The organism is Pseudenemella bisphenolivorans (assembly GCF_051133435.1).
Taxonomy (GTDB): Bacteria; Actinomycetota; Actinomycetes; order Propionibacteriales; family Propionibacteriaceae; genus JAAYAO01.
This window is the reverse complement of sequence record NZ_JBPGNY010000003.1, coordinates 110422-128861: the sequence shown is the minus strand read 5'-3', so window position 1 is coordinate 128861 and position 18440 is coordinate 110422. Positions and strand designations below refer to the sequence as shown.

Below are 18440 nucleotides of genomic sequence, written 5' to 3'. Positions count from 1 at the left end.
GTTCGGGGTCGAATCGGGTGGGTGAGTTGGGGGTTTTGGTACCGGGTGTCCCGGTGTCGGGCCCAAAGGTCTGGGGGAGGTGCGGTCGCCTCAGCGCACCTGGGAGGCGCGCTCGCCGGCGCGGGAGACGACCTGCTTCCACTGGGCGTCGGAGAAGTCGAACTCGCCTTCGATCGGCAGCACCAGGTAAGCGACGGTGCTGTTGGAGGCCACGATGCCGACCCGGTACTTCACATCGTTCTTACCGGACTTCTGGGTGACGTTGTAGGCATAGCCCGAGACCTCGGCGCCACCGGCACCGTGACCGGTGATCGGTTCGGCCTTGGACACCTTGGCGGTGAGCATTCGGTCGCTGCACTTGTCCATCGACTTCTTGAAGTCGGCGACGAAAGTCTTGGCCGCACCCTGGCTGTTCATCGACAACAGCACCTCGTCCATCCCGAAGGCGGTCGGACTGGCCGGGTCGTCCATCAGCAGGAAGGTGGTCTGCCGGGAGTCGTCGGCGTTCTTCACCGCGCTCCACGACGACACGCCCTCACACTGCGAGCCAATCACGTTCACCTCGGTGGTGGCCGGGTTCGCCGACCAGGATCCCGCACCGGAGGTGATCCGGGGGATGTCCGCGGTGCTCAGGAAGCCGGGGTCACCGCCGTCCGCCGGCGGGGGAGCCTGCGCGATCTTCGGGGTGAGGCTGCACAGCCCGACCGCGGCATTGCACTGGGCGTCGACCACTCCGGCCATCGCCTTGACCACTCCGGACATCGACACCGGCTGCTTGGGCTGGGCGATGTCGATGATGTTGACCGCAGTACCGGTGCGGGTGATCAGAATCGTGTGCCGAATGCCCTTGTCGTCCTGCACCTCGGTGGTGATGCCGGTGGCCTCGTTGCCGACGTCGCTGACCGTGTAGCCACCGGTGATCAGGGTGGGTTCCTTGTCGCAGGCACCCAACTGGGTGGCCCGGCTGGCGAACACCTGGGCGGCCTCTTCGGCAGAGCCATAGGTGTCGACCACATGCAGTGCGGTGGCGCCGTCGTCACCGGTGGTCAGGGTGCGCAACATCGTCGCTCGGGGCACCGGGGCACCGTCCACCGAAAGCCGAACACAGGTCGGCCGCGGGGACTCGTCGGTCAACCCGTCCTGGGTGAGCGAGACCTTCCAGGGCTGATCGCTGATCTGCTTGGCAGCGGTGTCGGTGAGCATCATCCGCTCGGACGGGAAGGGCTCGGGCGGACGGGTGACCCCGGGTGTTTCCGAACCCTGCGGCGGTTCGGTCGCCACGCCAGGATCCCGTCCGCTGATCACCGCATAGCCGATGGCCACCGCGATGATCACCAGCGCGGCGACACCGGCCAGGGACAGCGAGAATCGGGTGCGCTTGTCGAGGCTCGAATCGGTCGGGGCATCCCATTCGACCAGGTGCCCTTCCTTGGCCCGGGTCGGGGTGCCGCGCTTGCCCTTGTTCTTCAGCATCGACGGGGGACGCGGCGGGCCGGCGATCTTCGCGGCCGGCACCGGGCCCACGGACTCGGGGGCGGGTTCCTGCGGTGCCGGGGCGGGCTGATTGGCGTAGGTCGGCGGCTGCAGGGTCGGCATCGGCGGTGGCCGCATCACGGTCGCGTCGTCGGGTGCGGCTGCGGGGGTGGGAGCCGATGCGGGGCCGGCGGCCGAGGCGGGCGTGCCGGGCCGGGCCGGGGTCGCGGGGCTCTGTGCTGGGGAGCTCTGTGCTGTGGGGCCCTGTGCGGTGGGCCCGACATGCTGCGGTTCCTGAGCGCGTGCCTGCTCGGCCGGAGGCTGCCCACCACGCGGCTGCTGGGCGGGCGCCGAACGCAGCACGGTCTGGTCGTCGGGGATCTCCTGCGCCGACTGGTCGCCACCGCGCAGCACCGTCTGATCGGACGGGGCCCCATCGGCCGGGGAGCCGCCGGCCTCGGGGCCGGTCACAGCCGCGGTGGGCGGGACGGCGTAGTGGCCGCGACGGCCCACGGGCGCCGCATCATCGGCATCGTCCCAGCGGTCGGGTTGCAGCCGGGTGCTGTCGTCGGGCTCGGCGGAATCGTCGGCGGTCTGAGCCGGGGTGATCATCACCCGGCGGGCCGGGGCAGAGACCTGTTGGATCGAAGGTTCTGCAGTGGGCTCGGGTTCGGTCCACGCGCGCCGGGATACCGGTGCGGGCTCCTCGTCCTGGTCGGCCTCGGGCCAGACGCCGCGGCGACCTCGCACCTCTTCACGGTCGTTGCCGGAGGAGTCGTCGGTCGAGAACGCCCGCCGGGGGCGCGGTGTCTCGCTGCCTTCGACCACTGCTTCTCCTCTCGACGGCGTGGAAGTCGACCAAGGGACAACTCCCGAGCAGCCTGAGTTGTTCCCCAGTGTGCCTGGTGTGACGACAGAGGGCAAAGGTAATGCCCGCCCAGACCTCTCTTGGATCTCTAGCGCACGGAAGTTTACCGGCATCAGGCGTGTCATTGCGAGTCAGGGTGCCGGCAGGGGTGAGCATGGAGCCGACATGAGTACCGGCTCCAGCCGCCGTCGCGGCCCCCAGATCACGTTGGCGGTCACCACCGCCGACCATGACGACAGCCCCGACGAACCCATCAGCGATCGGGTGATGCCGCCGACTCTCGCCGGCTTCTTCGGCGGTCTGGTGGCCGCCGCCGGAGGCTGGATTCTGGTTGCCGGACTGGTGGTTGCCGCCTGGCTCACCGCGCGGGTGGGCAGCCTCACCGATGCCCTCCAAATCGCCACCGGAGCCTGGGTGGCCGGCCACGGCGGCGGGTTCGAGGCCGGGCCGATGAAGTGGACGGTGATTCCGCTGGGGCTCACCCTGCTCTTCTCGGTGATGGTGCACGCGGTCGCGACCTTCGCCGCCCGCCAGGAGCTGGCCGGCAGCAATGACCCCACCGAACGCGATCGGGCCCGGGCCGCCCGGCGGGCGACCGGGTGGGTGGTTCTCGGCTACGTGATCGGGCCCGCCGTGGCTGCGGTGTGGGTCGGCGGTGGGGAACAGGCCGCCCGGGCCTTCCTGGGGGCTGCGGTACTGGCCGCCATCTTCGGTTGGTTGGGCGCTGCCCGCGGGGCCCGTTACCGCTGGCTGTCGCGACTGCCGCGTCCCTGGCCGGCAGTGGTGCACGGCACGATGGCCTCGGTCGCGACCCTGTTGCTGTTGAGCCTGGCGATTCTGGTCGCGGCGGTGATCATGCACTGGCAACGGGTCGATGAGCTGGCGCAATCCCTGGAGGCCAACACCGCCGGCACCGTCCTGTTGTGGGTCCTCCAGGCACTCTTCCTGCCCAACGCGGTGCTGTGGACCGGCTCCTGGATGCTCGGCGCCGGGTTCACCTTCGGCGTCGAATCGGTCGTCTCCCCGGCGGTGACCGACCTGGGTCTGTTGCCGGCGATTCCGGTGCTGGGCGCCCTGCCGTCCGAAGGGGTCAACTCGGTTCACCCGCTGTGGTGGCTACTGGGCGGGGCCCTCGGTGGTGTGGTGGCCGCGACCTGGACCGTCCGGCAACGCCCCCGGGCACGATTCGACGAGACCGCCCTGATCGGCGGCCTGGCCGGGTTGCTCGCTGCTCTGGTGTTCGTCGCCCTGGCCGCGGTCAGCGGTGGTGACCTGGGCACCGAACACCTGGTCGGGGTCGGCCCCCGGCTACTGGAACTGCTGATCATGTCGCTGGGCGTGCTGGGCATCAGCGGGGTGGTCACCGGCCTGGTGATCGGTCTGCTGCGCCTACGACGCCTGCGCACTGTGGTTGGTGTGGAGAGCGACTCCGAGGAAACCCGGGAATAGGGACCGTCCGGTCTCCGCGGCTTGCGGGGCTCGACTTCGAGCAGCCCCGGACTTACCTCTGCGCGCCCGGCTGCTGGAACTGGCCCGTTTTCGCGTCGCGAAGCTGCATACGGCGATGCTGGGCAACAAACAGGCTGGTTGCAGCAGGAGGGGTACGCACGATGTGGGATGTCGGCGGCGCCGCGTGGGACTGGGACAAGGCGTGGCAGTTCCTGGGCACGCACCGGGACTGCCGGCTCCGCCGTCAGCGATCGAGCGGTGTGGTCGCCAGCACGGTGAGCGAGAGGGTGTACCCCTGGTGCCGCAGCCGGCGGTCCCGGCCACCGGCCCGCTCCAGCCAGCGGTCTCGGACGGCGTTCAGCTCGGCGCGCAGTTGCCGAGCCTCCTGCTCGGTCAGCAGCAGTTGGAAGGATGAGCTGAGCGAGCTGCTCTCATTGCTGCCGTCGAGTGTGGTCCGGTCGTGCGTCACGCTGCGTTGCCCCGGCGGCTGGTGGATCGTGAGGCGGCCCTCGTAGGCCATCTGCGGCACCGACGTCAACAGGCCGTCGAGCAGCCGCTGGTTGGTGCGCTGCAACTGCTGCGCGAGCAAGGTCTCAGGCAGCAGCTCGTGGGTGATCACGAACTCGCGGGCCACACAACGGTATCGGGCGATCGCGCGGCCCTTGCGCGGCACACGTTCGACGATCTCCAAGGCCCCGAGGTCGTGCCACCGGCGGGTCCAGTAATGCACCTTGCCCATCGGCTGGTCGAGGTAGTCACAGGCCTCTCGCACGCTGCGCGCCTGGTCGAAGTACGGCGACAGGAAGTCCGAGCCCACCTGAGCGGTCAGAGCCTTGGCCAGGGCGGGGTCGTCGACGTGCAGCTCGTTCTTCATCTACTCAGACTATGCCACTGGTAGTCGAAGTAGGTGCCTTCCTAGCGTTCTGCGCATGCACTCCTCCTGGCGTCGCGAACGCACCTTCTGGGCCGGCATGTGGGCCGCCTCCCCCGTGCTCACGGCGACCGGCTGGCTGCTCGTGCTGTTCAGCGGTGTCTCGACCTACCTGACAATGTGGGGGACGGCCGAGCTTGTCGGGGCACTCGCCACCGGTGGTACGGCCGACCGAGTGCACCAACTGCTCGCGCTCACGGTGGCGGCGCTCGTCGTCCAGCCGGTGGCGGTCAACCTGCTCATCGCCCTGGCGGCCGCGCACCAGCGTCAGGTCTCCGCCGACCAACATCGGCGAATCGCGTTGCTGGCCAACGCTCCTCACGGCATCGCCCACCTGGAGGATCCCGCCGAGTCCGGCCGGCTCACCGCGCTGCTGGACGACCTGCGCGGGCACTTCGGGCTGTTCTGCATCCCGGAGGTGTGGCGCAGCCTCTACGTCCGCACCACCGGTGTGGCGGCCGTCGTGCTGCTCGCGCGCTGGTCGTGGGTGCCCGTCGTCGCACTGATCGCCGTCCAGGTGCTCTTCGGGCGCGTCTTCACCGGGTACATCTCGACGATCCAGCGCGACCTGCTCGACAACGCCTCGATCGACGGGCGACGCACGCAGTACCTGCACCACCTGCTCACCGAGCGGGCGGCCGGCAAGGAGGTGCGGCTGTTCGGGCTCACCGAGCACCTGGCCGGCCGGCACGCCACGATCTGGTTGACCGCGCAGGCCGGTATGCAGGCCCGCCGCAACCGGGCGCTGCGGCCCGCCCTCGCCGCCGGGTTATTGGTGCTGCTGGTGACCGGTGCAGCGATCGGGCTGCTGGTGCGTCAGGCGTGGCTGGGTGGGGTGTCGACCGCCGTGCTGCTGGCGGCGCTGCAGGCGATGGCCGGGATGCGCTCGTTCGGCCCGCTCGGCGACACCTCAGCTCAGGCTGCGCGGGCGCGCGTATACGCCGTCCGACTGGCAGAGCTCGAGTCCGCCTCTGCAGCAAGTGTTCCCGTGGCCTCCGATCTCCCGGACGACGTGGTCGGACGCGCGGCCGGCATCCGGCTGGACGACGTCTCGTTCACCTACCCCGGTCGGGGGACGCCGGTGTTCCGGGGGCTGTCGCTGACGGTCCCCGCCGGTCAGTCGGTGGCCGTAGTCGGAGTCAATGGTGTCGGCAAGTCCACGCTCATCAAGCTGCTGGCCGGGTTGTACCCGCCGTCATCGGGCACGGTGCGCGTCGACGACGCCGACCCGTTCACCGATGACGTGACCCGACGCCGGGTGGCCGTGATCTTCCAGGACTTCGTGCGCTACCACCTGTCGCTGCGTGAGAACGTGCTGCTCGGGGTGGACGGCGGCACCGACGAGCAGGCGCACTCGGCGCTGCGTTCAGCCGCGGCGACCGACGTCCTGCACCGGGTGGGCTCGCTCGACGTCCCGCTCGACCCGGGGTATGCCGGCGGCACCGACCTCTCCGGCGGTCAGTGGCAACGGATCGCGCTGGCGCGGGCTTTCGCTGCCGTCGAGGCCGGGGCCGGGGTGCTCGTGCTCGACGAGCCGACGGCGGCGCTGGACGTGCGGGTCGAGGCCGAGATCTTCGAGCACTTTCTGGCCACCACCCGTGGCATGACGACGATCCTGGTCAGCCACCGGCTCTCGAGCATGCGGCACGCCGAGCGCATCGTCGTTCTGGGGCCGCACGGCGTGGTCGAGGACGGCCCGCACGAGCAGCTGTTGGCTGCCGGCGGCGAGTACGCGCAGATGTTCACCCTGCAGGCCAGCCGGTTCCGCCACGAGGAGGCCGCCCGATGAGCAGCCGCACGGTCGCCGAGCCGTCGGCCTGGGCGTCGACGCGCTTCGTCATCGCTGCCAGCTGGCGCTCCAGCCCGCTCGCCGTCCTCATCAGCCTGCTCGAGGTGCTCGGCCGGGTGCTGGAATCGCTGACCCCGCTGTTCGTGGGGCTGGTTGTCGCCGGTGTCGTCGAGCAGCGGCTGCCTGCCGTGGCCTGGGGTGCCGGTGGGCTGATCGCCTCGCACGGCCTCGTCTTCTTGGTGACGTTGCTCGGCGTGCACAGCCGGATGATCGTCAACGACCGGATGGGTTTCGAGTTCGACCAGCGCAGTGCCCGACTCAGCGGTGGCACGCCCACGATGGACCACCTCGTCGACCCGGCGCACCGCGACCGCCTGCAGACCCTCACCGAGCGCCGCGGCGCGATGGGTATGGCCTTCCAGTCGTTCGTCAACGTGCTCAACAACCTTGCCACCCCGATCACCGGTTTCGTCGTGGCGTGGGCGGTTGACCCCCGGCTGCTGCTGCTCCTGCTCGTCGTCCTTCCGATCGCGTACTCGGTACGCCTGACCGCCCGGTGGGATGCCCGGGCGGAGACCGACTCGGCGGCCGACGGCCGGTTGAGCAACCACCTGATGGAGTCGCTCACGACGGCGGCGCCGGCGAGTGAACTGCGGGTGATGGGCGCCCGCGACCGGATGGCGGCCCGCGTCGGTCACGCCGTCCTGGCCTGGCGCCGTCCTCAGGCATCCGCCGCCGTGCGCAGCAGCCTGCTCGCCTCGATCTTGAGCACCGTCTACCTGCTTGCCGCCGGTGCCGTGCTTTGGTGGTTGGTGGCCGACGCTCTGGCCGGCCGGGTGTCGGCCGGCACGGTGGCTGCCGCCCTGCTGGTGGTCTCCGCCCTGCGCGAGTCGTCGGGGTCGATGCTGTGGGTGACCCAGCTGGCCGCGCGGATGACGCGCATCGGCCGGCGGGCGCTGTGGCTGGAGCGCTACGCCGAGGAGGTCACGGCGCGCTACACCGGCACGGCGTCACCGCCGGCGAAGCTACGGCATGGCATCCGGCTGCGTGATGTGACCTTCACCTACCCGGGTGCGAGCACGCCGACGTTCCAACGTTTTTCACTGGATCTGCCCGCCGGGTCGACGGTCGCCGTGGTGGGTGAGAATGGGGCCGGCAAGTCGACGCTGGTCAACGTGCTGACCGGCATGTACGACCTCGACGCGGGCGAGATCACGGTCGACGGCACGCCGTTGACCACGCTCGTCCTGGCCGTCTGGCGCGAGCACAGTGCCGGGGCGTTCCAAGACCACGCGCGCTTCGAGCTCACCGCCCGGGAGGCGATCTCCTTGGGCGACCTGCAGCAGGAGCCCACCGATGACGTCGTCCACGGGGCGCTGGAGCGGGCGGCCGCGAGCGACGTTCTGACGGCTCTGCCGAACGGGCTGGAGACCCAGCTCGGCCCGGAGTGGGGCGGTGTCGGGCTGTCGGGTGGTCAGTGGCAGCGTCTGGCGATCGCGCGCGGCATGATGCGCCGTCATCCGCTGCTGCTCGTTCTCGACGAGCCGACCTCGGCGCTCGACCCGGCGACCGAGCACGCCCTGTTCGACGGGTACGCCGAGGCCGCCCGCCGGACCCGCGACAACGGTGGCATCACGGTGCTGGTGACGCACCGCTTCTCGACCGTCTCGGCGGCCGACCTGGTGGTGGTCATGGCCGACGGCGCCGTGGCCGAGGTGGGCACGCACGAGCAACTGCTCGCCGCCGGGGGCACGTACGCCGAGCTGTACGGACTGCAGGCCGCCGGATACCGGTGATCGCTGGGTAGGGCGGCGTCGTGACCCGGGTCCGCGCGTCCGCGCATTCGACCAACCCCACCGTGGGCCGGATAGGCTGACCGGGTGCGCATCGTGGTGCTGGTCTCCGGTTCGGGGACGTTGTTGCAAGCCCTGCTGGACGCCGTGAACCACGGCGGATACCCGGCCGAGGTGGTTGCCGTCGGCTCCGACCGCGCCGACGCCCACGGGCTGGTGCGGGCGACCGAGGCCGGGGTGCCCACCTTCGTCCACCCCTACCGCAAGGGCGAAGACCGCGCCCGCTGGGATGCCGAACTCACCGAACTGGTGGCCGCACACCGTCCCGACCTGGTGGTCTCGGCCGGGTTCATGAAGCTGGTCGGGGAGACCTTCCTGGCTGAGTTCGACGGCCGGATGATCAACACCCACCCCTCCCTGTTGCCGGCCTTCCCCGGTATGCAGGCCCCCGCCGACGCCCTGGCCCACGGGGTGAAGGTCACCGGCGCCACGGTGTTCTATGTCGACGCCGGGGTCGACACCGGCAAGATCATCGCCCAGCAGGCGGTCGAGGTCTGGCCGGGGGACACGGTCGAAAGCCTGCACGAACGCATCAAGATTGTGGAACGAGAACTGCTCGTCGACACGGTGGCCGCATTGGCCGAGGAGAAAAATGACTGAGGACATGATCATTCCGCTGCGCCGCGCCCTGGTGTCGGTCTACGACAAGACCCGCCTCACCGAACTCGGCCGGCTGCTCGCAGACGCCGGGGTGGAGATCGTCTCCACCGGCTCCACCGCCCGCACCCTGGCCGACGCCGGTATCGCGGTCACCGGCATCGAGGAGGTCACCGGCTTCGCCGAATGTCTGGACGGCCGGGTCAAGACCCTGCACCCGCACGTCCACGCCGGCATTCTGGCCGACCGTCGACTGGATGATCACCAGCAGCAACTCTCCGACCTGAACATCACCCCCTTCGACCTGGTGGTGGTCAACCTCTACCCCTTCACCGAAACCGTCGCCTCCGGTGCGGCCCCCGATGAATGCATCGAACAGATCGACATCGGCGGGCCGACCATGGTGCGCGCCGCGGCGAAGAACCACCCCTCGGTGGCGGTGCTGACCTCGGTCGAGCAGTACGACGGGCTCACCGCGGCGCTGGCCGCCGGCGGCTACACCTTGGAGCAGCGCCGCGCCCTGGCCGCCGACGCCTTCGTGCACACCGCCAACTACGACATCGCGGTCGCCTCCTGGATGAAGTCGACCGTGGCCACCGGCGACGACCCGCTGTTCCCCGACTGGCTGGGGGCGTCCTGGACCAAGATCGGCTCCCTGCGGTACGGCGAGAACTCCCATCAGCCGGCCGCGCTGTACAACTACGCGCCCGGCCCCGCGGGCATCGTGCAGGCCGAGTTGCTGCACGGCAAGGAGATGAGCTTCAACAACTACACCGACGGTGAGGCCGCCTACCGCGCCGCCTATGACTTCGACGATCCGGCGGTGGCGATCATCAAGCACGCCAACCCGTGTGGCATCGCGGTCGGCGCAGACATCGCCGAGGCCCACCGCAAGGCGCACGCCTGCGACCCGGTGTCGGCCTTCGGCGGGGTGATCGCGACCAACCGTCCGGTCAGTGTCGAGATGGCCGAAGCGGTCGCCGAGATCTTCACCGAAGTGGTGCTCGCCCCCGGCTACGAGGACGGCGCCCTGGAGATCCTGAGCCGCAAGAAGAACATCCGGCTGCTCACTGTGCCGGCCTACACCCATCGCGACCGCACCCTGCACCCGATCTCCGGCGGTGCGCTGCTGCAGGCCCCCGACCAACTGGACGCCCCCGGTGACGACCCGGCGAGCTGGACCCTGGCCGCCGGGGAAGCCGCCGACGAGGCCACCCTGGCCGACCTGCGATTCGCCTGGCGGGCCTGCCGGGCGGTCAAGTCGAACGCGATCCTGCTCGCCCACGACCGGGCCTCGGTGGGGGTCGGGATGGGCCAGGTGAACCGGGTCGACTCGGCCCGACTCGCGGTGGAACGTGCCGGTGCCGACCGGGCCCGCGGCTCGGTCGCAGCCTCCGATGCCTTCTTCCCGTTCGCCGACGGTCTGCAGATCCTGCTCGACGCCGGTGTGCGCGCGGTCGTCCAGCCCGGTGGTTCGGTGCGCGACGCCGAGGTGATCGAGGCCGTCAAGGCCGCCGGGGTCACCATGTACCTGACCGGCACCCGCCACTTCTTCCACTGATTGGAGCGACGCGATGACCGCGGAGAAACTCGACGGCAAGGCAACCGCCGCACAGATCAAGGACGAACTCGCCGCCCGGGTGGCCACCCTGCGCGAACGCGGGGTGGTGCCGGGCCTGGGCACCGTGCTGGTGGGCGACGACCCCGGTTCGCACTCCTATGTGCGCGGCAAGCACCGCGACTGCGAACAGGTCGGGATCGCCTCGATCAAGGTCGAACTGCCCGCCGACGCCTCCGCGGCCGATGTCGAGGCGCGGATCAACGAGTTGAACGCCGACCCGGCCTGCACCGGCTACATCGTGCAGTTGCCGCTGCCCGGCCATCTGGACGACAACTGGGCGCTCGGCCTGATCGATCCGAACAAGGACGCCGACGGTCTGCACCCGGCCAACCTGGGTCGGCTGGTGCTGGGCGAGCCCGGCCCGCTGCCGTGCACCCCGCGCGGCATCATCGAACTGCTGCGCCGCTACGACGTGGAACTCAACGGGGCCGAGGTCTGCGTGGTGGGTCGCGGCACCACGGTCGGCCGTCCGATGGGACTGTTGCTGACCCGCCGCTCGGAGAACGCCACCGTCACCCTGTGCCACACCGGCACCCGGGATCTGGCCGCCCACACCCGCGCCGCCGACATCGTGATCGCCGCCGCCGGATCACCCGGGCTGATCACCGCCGACATGGTCAAGGACGGGTCGGTGCTGGTCGATGTCGGTATCACCCGTACTGATGATGGCCTGGTCGGTGACCTGCACCCGAGTGTGTGGGAGAAGGCCCGGCTGGTGGCCCCGGTGCCCGGCGGGGTGGGTCCGATGACCCGGGCGATGCTGCTGCGCAATGTTGTTGACGCCGCTGAAGCGAACGATGTTGTCGACGCCGCCGAGGCGAACGGCTGACGATGCCCGAGGAAGCCCGACTGGCCGCGCGAGCCGCCGCCCTGACCCAGAAACAGTGGCCGCTGCTGCTGGTGCTGGCGGTGGTGCTGACCGGTCTGGTGCTGGCCTGGTGGTGGTGGCCGGTCGGGTTGCTGGTCTTTTCCGGCGGCCTGTTGTTGGGCGCCCTGCTGCGCCTGGTGTTACCGCGGCGCGAGGTGGGCCTGTTGGCGGTGCGCGGGCGGATCTTCGATGTGATCTTCCTGCTGGTGTGCGGGGTGGGCCTGCTGGTGCTGGTGCTGGCTCGGCTCTGATCCAACCAGCACCGCCTCGGGCGTCACTGCATCCGGCCCATCTGCATGGTGGTCACCAAGCCACCGCGCCCAGGAAGATGAAGAAGACGAAGAAGAGGCTGATCAGGGTGGTGATCCCACCCAGGACCAGGCCGGCGATCGCCATGCCCTTGCCGCCGTACTTCTCCGGTTCGGCATTGGTCGCGTTCACCGCGTTGATGCCCATCACCATGCCGACCACGCCCAACAGTGGGCACACCATGTAGCTGATCAGGCTGATCACGAACGACGGCACCGCCATCGGGTGGTTGGGCCGCACCGGCGGGTAGGGCGTGTACAGCCCGTACCCCTGGGCCGGGGTCACTGCCGTATAGGGATTGACCTGGGTGTAGGGATTCGTCGCCGGATGCTGGCCGGCATAAGGGTGCGGCGCGGCATAGGGGTCGGCACTGTACGGATTCCACGGCTGCTGATCCAGGTACGGGTCGGCATAGGCCACGTAGGGATCGGCATAGGCCTCGGCCGCGTAGGCCGAATCGGCGGGGTTCGACTGCTGTTGCAGGGAAGCGGCCCAAGCCGTCGCGGCCGCGATCTCGTCCGGCCCCAATTCGCGGTTCTCTTCGCCCAGACCCTGCCCCGGTGCCGCTTCACGGCTGTAGGGATTCGGATTACCCGCATCCGGGTGGGGGGAGGCGTTCGAACTCATGGGCTCCATTGTGGCTCAAGAACCGGTCAGTCCCAACTACGGCCGAATCGGCCCGACGGTGCTGGTGAAGACGATTCAGGTCCCGCCCGCGGGGTGCGGACGGGACCTGGGAATCGATGCTTGCCGGGGTGCTCACCGGCGGTGATGGGTCAGGAAATCAGACCCAACTCACGCACCGCATCGCGCTCCTCGGACAGTTCGGCCACCGAGGCGTCGATCTTGGAGCGGGAGAAGTCGTCGATCTCCAGACCCTGGACGATGCTGTACTTGCCATCGGTCACGGTGCAGGGGAAGGACGAGACGATGCCCTCGGGCACGCCGTAGGAACCGTCGGACGGCACCGCCATCGAGACCCAGTCGCCCTCGGGGGTGCCCAGCACCCAGTCGCGCATGTGCTCGATGGTGGCGTTGGCGGCCGAGGCGGCCGAGGACGAGCCCCGGGCCTCGATGATCGCGGCGCCACGCTTGGCCACGGTCGGGATGAACTCGTTCTCCAGCCATGCCTGGTCGTTCACGACTTCGGCGGCGATCTTGCCGTCGACCTCGGCGTGGAACAGGTCGGGGTACTGGGTGGCGGAGTGGTTGCCCCAGATGGTCATCTTCTTGATCCGGTCGACGGTCGTCCCGGTCTTGGCGGCCAACTGCGAGATCGCCCGGTTGTGGTCCAGGCGGGTCAGCGCGTTGAAGCGCTCGGCCGGGATGTCGGGGGCATTGCTCAGCGCGATCAGCGCGTTGGTGTTGGCCGGGTTACCGGTCACCAGCACCCGCACGTCGTCGGCGGCCACATCGTTGAGGGCCTTGCCCTGGGCGGTGAAGATCGCACCGTTGTCGCGCAGCAGGTCGGAGCGCTCCATACCCGGGCCGCGCGGCTTGGCGCCCACCAGCAGGGCCAGGTTGGTGCCCTCGAAGACCTTCTTCGGGTCGTCGCCGATCTCCACGCCGGCCAGCGTCGAGAAAGCGCAGTCGTCGAGTTCCATCACCACACCCTCGAGGGCCTTCAGGGCGGGGGTGATCTCCAGCAACTGCAACTGCACCGGCTGGTCGGGGCCGAGCAGCGCACCACTGGCGATGCGGAAGAGCAGGCTGTAGCAGATTTGACCGGCCGCACCGGTTACAGCGACTTTGACTGGAGTGTTACTCACGTGGTGTCTCCTTGGTGGGCGAGGGGCGCCGCGGGTTGCGGCCGTCACAATCCGACGCTAGCAGCATCGGATCGGCCTTCCTCGGGGTGCCCGCGGGTCAACGAACCCGTCCCGTCCGGGCGGCTAGTGGAAGACGATCGTGCGCACGCCGTCCAACAGCACCCGGTGTTCGGCGAACAACTTGACCGCCTCGGTCAGCGTCGCCGACTCCTGATCCTGCCCGATCGACATCAACTGGTGCGGGCTGCGGGTGTGGTCGACCCGTACCACGTTCTGCTCGATGATCGGGCCCTCGTCCAGGTCGCTGGTGACGAAGTGGGCGGTGGCACCGATCAGCTTCACGCCACGCTGGTGGGCCTGCCGGTAGGGGTTGGCGCCCTTGAAGCCGGGCAGGAAGGAGTGGTGGATGTTGATCGCCCTACCTGCCAGGGCCTCGCACAACCGCGGCGAGAGAATCTGCATGTACCGGGCCAGCACCACCAGTTCGATGTCGTGCTCGGCAACCAGGTGCAGAATCCGGTCCTCGACATCGTCCTTGGTCTCGGGGGTGACCACATGCGACTCGAAGGGCACCCCGTAGAAACCGGCCAACGGTGCCAGCACGTCGTGATTGCTCAGCACCGTGGGAATGGTGATCGGCAGGTGGCCGGCCCGCTGGCGGAACAGCAGGTCGTTCAGACAGTGCCCGGCCTTGGAGGCCAGCACCAGGGTGCGCACCGGACGTCCGAACTCGTCCAGATGCCAGGAGGCCTCCAGCCCGGCGCAGACCGGTTCCAGTTCGGCGCGCAACTCGTCGTGACCGGCGTCCTCGACCTGGATCCGGGTGAAGAACCGTCCGGTGTCGGCCGAACTGAACTGCTGCAGCTCGGTGATATTGCCGCCGGCGGCCACGATCGCCCCGGTGAGTGCATGCACGATGCCGGGTTGGTCGGGGCAGGTGAGGGACAGCACCCACTGCTGCGGGCGGTCGCTGGGGCTCATGCTCATTTGGCCGAGCCTAGTGCGTCGGCAGCCCTTTCCGGGCAGCGTTCGGTGCGCAGAACCACACCCCCGGACAGTACCGGCGGCACCGCGGACGACTTCGGCCGTGCCGCCGGTCACCGCTAAGCTGGGACGGGCGTGCGCCGCGGCAAGACGCGCGCCTCGACGATCCAACGAGGGAGCTTCGCCACATGGGCAAGATCATTTACACGCACACCGACGAGGCGCCACTGCTCGCCACGTATTCCTTCCTGCCGATCGTGCAGGCGTTTGCGTCCACGGCCGGGGTCGATCTGGAAACTCGGGACATCTCCCTGGCGGGCCGGATCATCGCCCAGTTCCCCGACCGGTTGACCGACGAGCAGCGCATCGGTGACGCGCTGACCGAGTTGGGTGAGTTGGCGAAGACCCCCGAAGCCAACATCATCAAGCTGCCGAACATCTCGGCCTCGGTGCCCCAGCTCAAGGCGGCCATCGCCGAACTGCAGTCGCAGGGCTACGACCTGCCCGACTACCCCGACGAGCCGCGCACCGACGAAGAGCGTGAGATCCAAGCCCGGTACGACAAGGTCAAGGGTTCGGCGGTCAACCCGGTGCTGCGCGAGGGCAACTCCGACCGGCGCGCCCCGGCCGCGGTGAAGAACTTCGCCCGCAACCACCCGCACTCGATGGGTGCCTGGACCGCCGACTCGAAGACCAATGTCGCCACCATGGGCGCAGACGACTTCCGCTCCAACGAGCAGTCGGTGGTGCTGGAGTCCGACGATGTGCTGCGCATCGAGCACGTGGCCGCCGACGGCACCGTCACCGCACTGAAGGACGACCTCAAGGTGCTCGCCGGTGAGGTCGTCGACGGCACCGTGATGCGGGCTGCGGCCCTCGACGCCTTCCTGGCCGAGCAGATCGCCAAGGCCAAGGAACTCGATGTGCTGTTCTCGGTGCACCTGAAGGCCACCATGATGAAGGTCTCCGACCCGATCATCTTCGGCCACGTGATCAAGGCCTTCCTGCCCGAGGTCTTCGACAAGTACGGCGCCGATCTGGCCGCCGCCGGGCTGTCGGCCAACGACGGTCTGGGTGGCATCCTGGCCGGCCTGGACAAGGTCGACAACGGCGCCGAGATCAAGGCCGCGATCGAGCAGGGTCTGGCCGACGGCCCCCGCCTGGCGATGGTGAACTCCGACAAGGGCATCACCAACCTGCACGTGCCCTCCGATGTGATCGTGGACGCCTCGATGCCGGCCATGATCCGCACCTCGGGCCACATGTGGGGCCCCGACGGTGAGGAACACGACACCCTCGCGGTGCTGCCCGACTCCAGCTACGCCGGGGTCTACCAGGTCGTCATCGACGACTGCCGGGCCAACGGTGCCTACGATCCGCGCACCATGGGCTCGGTACCCAATGTCGGGCTGATGGCCCAGAAGGCCGAGGAATACGGCAGCCACGACAAGACCTTCGAGATCACCGCCCCCGGCAAGGTGCAGGTCGTCAACGCCGCCGGTGAGGTGCTGATGTCGCACGAGGTCGAGACCGGTGACATCTGGCGCGCCTGCCAGACCAAGGACGCCCCGATCCGCGACTGGGTGAAGCTGGCCGTGACCCGCGCCCGGGTCTCCGACACCCCGGCGGTGTTCTGGCTGGACGCCGACCGCGCCCACGACGCGAACCTGATCGAGAAGGTCAACGCCTACCTGCCCGAACACGACACCGACGGCCTGGACATCCGGATCATGACCCCGGAGGAGGCCGCCAAGTTCTCGGTCGACCGAATCCGCGAGGGCAAGGACACCATCTCGGTGACCGGCAACGTGCTGCGCGATTACCTCACCGACCTGTTCCCGATTCTGGAACTGGGTACCTCGGCCAAGATGCTGTCGGTGGTGCCGCTGATGAACGGCGGTGGCCTGTTCGAGACCGGTGCCGGCGGTTCGGCACCCAAGCACGTCCAGCAGTTGGTGGCCGAGAACCACCTGCGTTGGGATTCGCTGGGTGAGTTCATGGCCCTGGCCGAGAGCTTCCGCCATCTGGCCGCGAACGAGGACAACGCCCGCGCGACCGTGCTGGCCGACACCCTGGACGCGGCCACCGAGGCGCTGCTGAACGAGAACAAGTCGCCCAGCCGCAAGGCCGGTGAGATCGACAACCGGGGCAGCCACGCCTTCCTGGCCACCGAATGGGCCAAGGCCCTGGCCGCCCAGAGCGACGACGCCGAGTTGGCCGAGGCCTTCGCACCGATCGCGAAGGAACTGACCGACAACGCCGAGGCGATCGATCGCGAACTGATCGAGGTGCAGGGTTCGCCGGCCGATCTGGGCGGTTACTACCGTCCCGATGACGCCAAGACCGCCGCGGTGATGCGTCCCTCGGCCACCTTGAACCGGATCATCGACGAGATCGGCGTCTGACACCCACTCGACGAGGGCCGTTCCCACTGTGGGACGGCCCTCGTTCTGTGTCGGGCTTCGGTGCTGGCGAGGTGCCGGTGCTGCGTTGAGTTGGTCGCGCCGGCTCAGTCCGCGCGCGGACCGAGGCCGTGAGCCCGCTGGATCGCGATCGCCTCGGCCAATTTGGCGGTGTCCTCGAAGACATCGTCCTCGGCCAGCTTGCCCCACCGGATGGTGAGCAACTGTGCGGCCTCGTTGGTGTAGGGCGAGCCATCGGCGAGGGTGGTGCTGATATTGAGGCGCACCACCGCGCGGGTCTTCCACGGCCATCCACTGACCTGAACGTCGGTGAGTTCGAAGTTCAGGTCGGGGAAGTAGCTGTACAGCAGTTCGAACCAGGCGGCGAAGGCCTCCTGGCCGCGCAGTTCCACGCCCAGTGGTGGTGGTGCGATGAACCGGAAGTGCAGACGGTCGGAGGCCTGGGAGATGGCGGCACCGGCTTGGCCGTGACCCATTTCGGCCCAGAGCTTGCGGAGCTTGTTGGCGACGATCGCGTGGTAGACCATGACGGACCCTCCCGAACGTGCGGTCAGAGGTTGTGCCGTTCGTGGGCCGGCTCACGCCAGCCACGAATACCGGCGGCCATCCTTACCGTATCAATCCCGGCCGACACGTCATGGACGCGCAGGATCGACCCGCCGGCGGCCAGGCACCAGGTACCCGCCGCGATCGAGCCCGGAATCCGTTCCTCGCGGGGACGGCCCAGGGTTTCGCCGATCACGTCCTTGTTCGACACCGCCACCAGGGTCGGGAAACCCAGGCAGGTGATCTCGTCGAAGCGCCGGATCAACTCCAGGGTGTGCCGGGTGGTCTTGTTCAGATCGGGGCCCGGGTCGACGATCACCTGCTCCTCGGTCACCCCCAGCGACAGGGCCAACTCGACCCGGTCGCTCAGGAAGGCCCGCACCTCGTCCACCACGTCGTCGTAGCGCGGACGGTGCAGGTGCCGGTGCGGTTCGGCCAGCGAATGGCAGATCACCAGTTGGGCACCGGTGTCGGCGGCCAGCCGGGCCATATCCGGGTCGGCCAGACCGGACGTGTCGTTCAGCACCGCCGCACCCGCGGCGACACAGGCCGCCCCCACCTCCGGGCGCCAGGTGTCGACCGCCACGATGGTCCGCCGGGCGGCCAACAACTCGGTGACCACCGGCAGCACCCGGTCGGTTTCGGCCCGCGCATCGATCAGCGGAGTGTCGGGGGAGAAGGGAATGCCGCCGATGTCCACCCAATCCGCGCCCTGATCGACCGCCCGCACCCCGGCGGCCACCGCGGCTTCCAGGGTGGCGGTGGCTCCGCGGTCGTGGAAGGAATCCGGGCTGCGATTCACGATCGCCATCGCGTGTACTTCGCGGGAAAAGTCGACGACGCGTCCGGCCAGGGTGCGCACCACCCCGCGGGTCGGCGGGTTGCCGATCATCGCACGCCCCTGGGGCTGGTCGGTCGGGTCCCGAATGCGTTGGCCATGCCCGACATGATGGCAGCCGA

At 69.1% G+C, this 18440-nt stretch carries 15 protein-coding genes; 8 read left to right on the top strand and 7 right to left on the bottom strand.

Annotated elements, in window-relative coordinates; all coding sequences use genetic code 11:
• Positions 1-90: 90 nt before the first annotated feature.
• On the bottom strand, positions 91-2301 hold the full coding sequence (locus tag ACR4XW_RS08065) for a hypothetical protein (protein WP_434760033.1): 2211 nt from the start codon (positions 2299-2301) through the stop codon (positions 91-93).
• A 205-nt stretch (positions 2302-2506) separates the two neighbouring features.
• On the opposite strand from ACR4XW_RS08065, the gene ACR4XW_RS08060 reads away from it, so the two are divergent.
• Positions 2507-3790: a cell division protein PerM gene (locus ACR4XW_RS08060; protein ID WP_434760032.1), complete on the top strand. Its 1284-nt coding sequence runs from the start codon at positions 2507-2509 to the stop codon at positions 3788-3790.
• A 244-nt stretch (positions 3791-4034) separates the two neighbouring features.
• Here ACR4XW_RS08060 and ACR4XW_RS08055 read toward each other — a convergent pair whose 3' ends face one another.
• Complete coding sequence (locus tag ACR4XW_RS08055) at positions 4035-4664, bottom strand: hypothetical protein (RefSeq protein WP_434760031.1); 630 nt, start codon at positions 4662-4664, stop codon at positions 4035-4037.
• Positions 4665-4719: 55 nt separating this feature from the next.
• Here ACR4XW_RS08055 and ACR4XW_RS08050 point away from each other — a divergent pair, with 55 nt between their 5' ends.
• From ACR4XW_RS08050 to ACR4XW_RS08025, 6 genes are all read left to right on the top strand, one after another.
• Entirely contained in the window at positions 4720-6510 is a 1791-nt protein-coding gene (locus ACR4XW_RS08050; RefSeq protein ID WP_434760030.1) for an ATP-binding cassette domain-containing protein, read from the top strand.
• On the top strand, positions 6507-8306 hold the full coding sequence (locus tag ACR4XW_RS08045; protein ID WP_434760029.1) for an ABC transporter ATP-binding protein: 1800 nt from the start codon (positions 6507-6509) through the stop codon (positions 8304-8306). The genes ACR4XW_RS08050 and ACR4XW_RS08045 overlap by 4 nt, the downstream gene beginning before the upstream one ends.
• A gap of 84 nt (positions 8307-8390) precedes the next feature.
• On the top strand, positions 8391-8963 hold the full coding sequence (purN, locus tag ACR4XW_RS08040; RefSeq protein WP_434760028.1) for a phosphoribosylglycinamide formyltransferase: 573 nt from the start codon (positions 8391-8393) through the stop codon (positions 8961-8963).
• On the top strand, positions 8956-10521 hold the full coding sequence (purH, locus tag ACR4XW_RS08035) for a bifunctional phosphoribosylaminoimidazolecarboxamide formyltransferase/IMP cyclohydrolase (protein ID WP_434760027.1): 1566 nt from the start codon (positions 8956-8958) through the stop codon (positions 10519-10521). Before purN ends, purH begins: the two co-directional genes overlap by 8 nt.
• Positions 10522-10534: 13 nt before the next feature.
• Positions 10535-11410: a bifunctional methylenetetrahydrofolate dehydrogenase/methenyltetrahydrofolate cyclohydrolase gene (locus ACR4XW_RS08030; RefSeq protein WP_434760026.1), complete on the top strand. Its 876-nt coding sequence runs from the start codon at positions 10535-10537 to the stop codon at positions 11408-11410.
• A 2-nt stretch (positions 11411-11412) separates the two neighbouring features.
• Positions 11413-11700, top strand: a complete 288-nt coding sequence (locus ACR4XW_RS08025; RefSeq protein WP_434760025.1) for a DUF3017 domain-containing protein — start codon at positions 11413-11415, stop codon at positions 11698-11700.
• 52 nt (positions 11701-11752) lie between these two features.
• On the opposite strand, the gene ACR4XW_RS08020 is transcribed toward ACR4XW_RS08025, so the two are convergent.
• From ACR4XW_RS08020 to purU, 3 genes are all read right to left on the bottom strand, one after another.
• The gene (locus ACR4XW_RS08020) at positions 11753-12385 is read right to left on the bottom strand and encodes a DUF4190 domain-containing protein (RefSeq protein ID WP_434760024.1); all 633 of its coding nucleotides are present in this window, start codon (positions 12383-12385) and stop codon (positions 11753-11755) included.
• A 149-nt stretch (positions 12386-12534) separates the two neighbouring features.
• Positions 12535-13527 (bottom strand): malate dehydrogenase, encoded by a 993-nt coding sequence (locus ACR4XW_RS08015; RefSeq protein ID WP_434760023.1) that lies wholly within the window; start codon positions 13525-13527, stop codon positions 12535-12537.
• Positions 13528-13650: 123 nt separating this feature from the next.
• Entirely contained in the window at positions 13651-14508 is an 858-nt protein-coding gene (purU, locus tag ACR4XW_RS08010) for a formyltetrahydrofolate deformylase (RefSeq protein ID WP_434760421.1), read from the bottom strand.
• Between the two features lie 191 nt (positions 14509-14699).
• On the opposite strand from purU, the gene ACR4XW_RS08005 reads away from it, so the two are divergent.
• Complete coding sequence (locus tag ACR4XW_RS08005) at positions 14700-16916, top strand: NADP-dependent isocitrate dehydrogenase (protein WP_434760022.1); 2217 nt, start codon at positions 14700-14702, stop codon at positions 16914-16916.
• A 104-nt stretch (positions 16917-17020) separates the two neighbouring features.
• Here ACR4XW_RS08005 and ACR4XW_RS08000 read toward each other — a convergent pair whose 3' ends face one another.
• The gene (locus ACR4XW_RS08000; protein ID WP_434760021.1) at positions 17021-17461 is read right to left on the bottom strand and encodes a nuclear transport factor 2 family protein; all 441 of its coding nucleotides are present in this window, start codon (positions 17459-17461) and stop codon (positions 17021-17023) included.
• A 23-nt stretch (positions 17462-17484) separates the two neighbouring features.
• Positions 17485-18372, bottom strand: a complete 888-nt coding sequence (folP, locus tag ACR4XW_RS07995; RefSeq protein WP_434760020.1) for a dihydropteroate synthase — start codon at positions 18370-18372, stop codon at positions 17485-17487.
• Positions 18373-18440: the final 68 nt, after the last annotated feature.

Excerpts from the sequence above, each read along its gene's own strand:
- ACR4XW_RS08060 (WP_434760032.1), top strand. The coding sequence starts at position 2,507 with ATGAGTACCGGCTCCAGCCGCCGTCGCGGCCCCCAGATCACGTTGGCG.
- ACR4XW_RS08055 (WP_434760031.1), bottom strand. The coding sequence starts at position 4,664 with ATGAAGAACGAGCTGCACGTCGACGACCCCGCCCTGGCCAAGGCTCTG.
- ACR4XW_RS08050 (WP_434760030.1), top strand. The coding sequence starts at position 4,720 with ATGCACTCCTCCTGGCGTCGCGAACGCACCTTCTGGGCCGGCATGTGG.
- ACR4XW_RS08045 (WP_434760029.1), top strand. The coding sequence starts at position 6,507 with ATGAGCAGCCGCACGGTCGCCGAGCCGTCGGCCTGGGCGTCGACGCGC.
- purH (WP_434760027.1), top strand. The coding sequence starts at position 8,956 with ATGACTGAGGACATGATCATTCCGCTGCGCCGCGCCCTGGTGTCGGTC.
- ACR4XW_RS08030 (WP_434760026.1), top strand. The coding sequence starts at position 10,535 with ATGACCGCGGAGAAACTCGACGGCAAGGCAACCGCCGCACAGATCAAG.
- ACR4XW_RS08025 (WP_434760025.1), top strand. The coding sequence starts at position 11,413 with ATGCCCGAGGAAGCCCGACTGGCCGCGCGAGCCGCCGCCCTGACCCAG.
- ACR4XW_RS08020 (WP_434760024.1), bottom strand. The coding sequence starts at position 12,385 with ATGAGTTCGAACGCCTCCCCCCACCCGGATGCGGGTAATCCGAATCCC.
- purU (WP_434760421.1), bottom strand. The coding sequence starts at position 14,508 with ATGAGCCCCAGCGACCGCCCGCAGCAGTGGGTGCTGTCCCTCACCTGC.
- ACR4XW_RS08005 (WP_434760022.1), top strand. The coding sequence starts at position 14,700 with ATGGGCAAGATCATTTACACGCACACCGACGAGGCGCCACTGCTCGCC.
- ACR4XW_RS08000 (WP_434760021.1), bottom strand. The coding sequence starts at position 17,461 with ATGGTCTACCACGCGATCGTCGCCAACAAGCTCCGCAAGCTCTGGGCC.
- folP (WP_434760020.1), bottom strand. The coding sequence starts at position 18,372 with ATGATCGGCAACCCGCCGACCCGCGGGGTGGTGCGCACCCTGGCCGGA.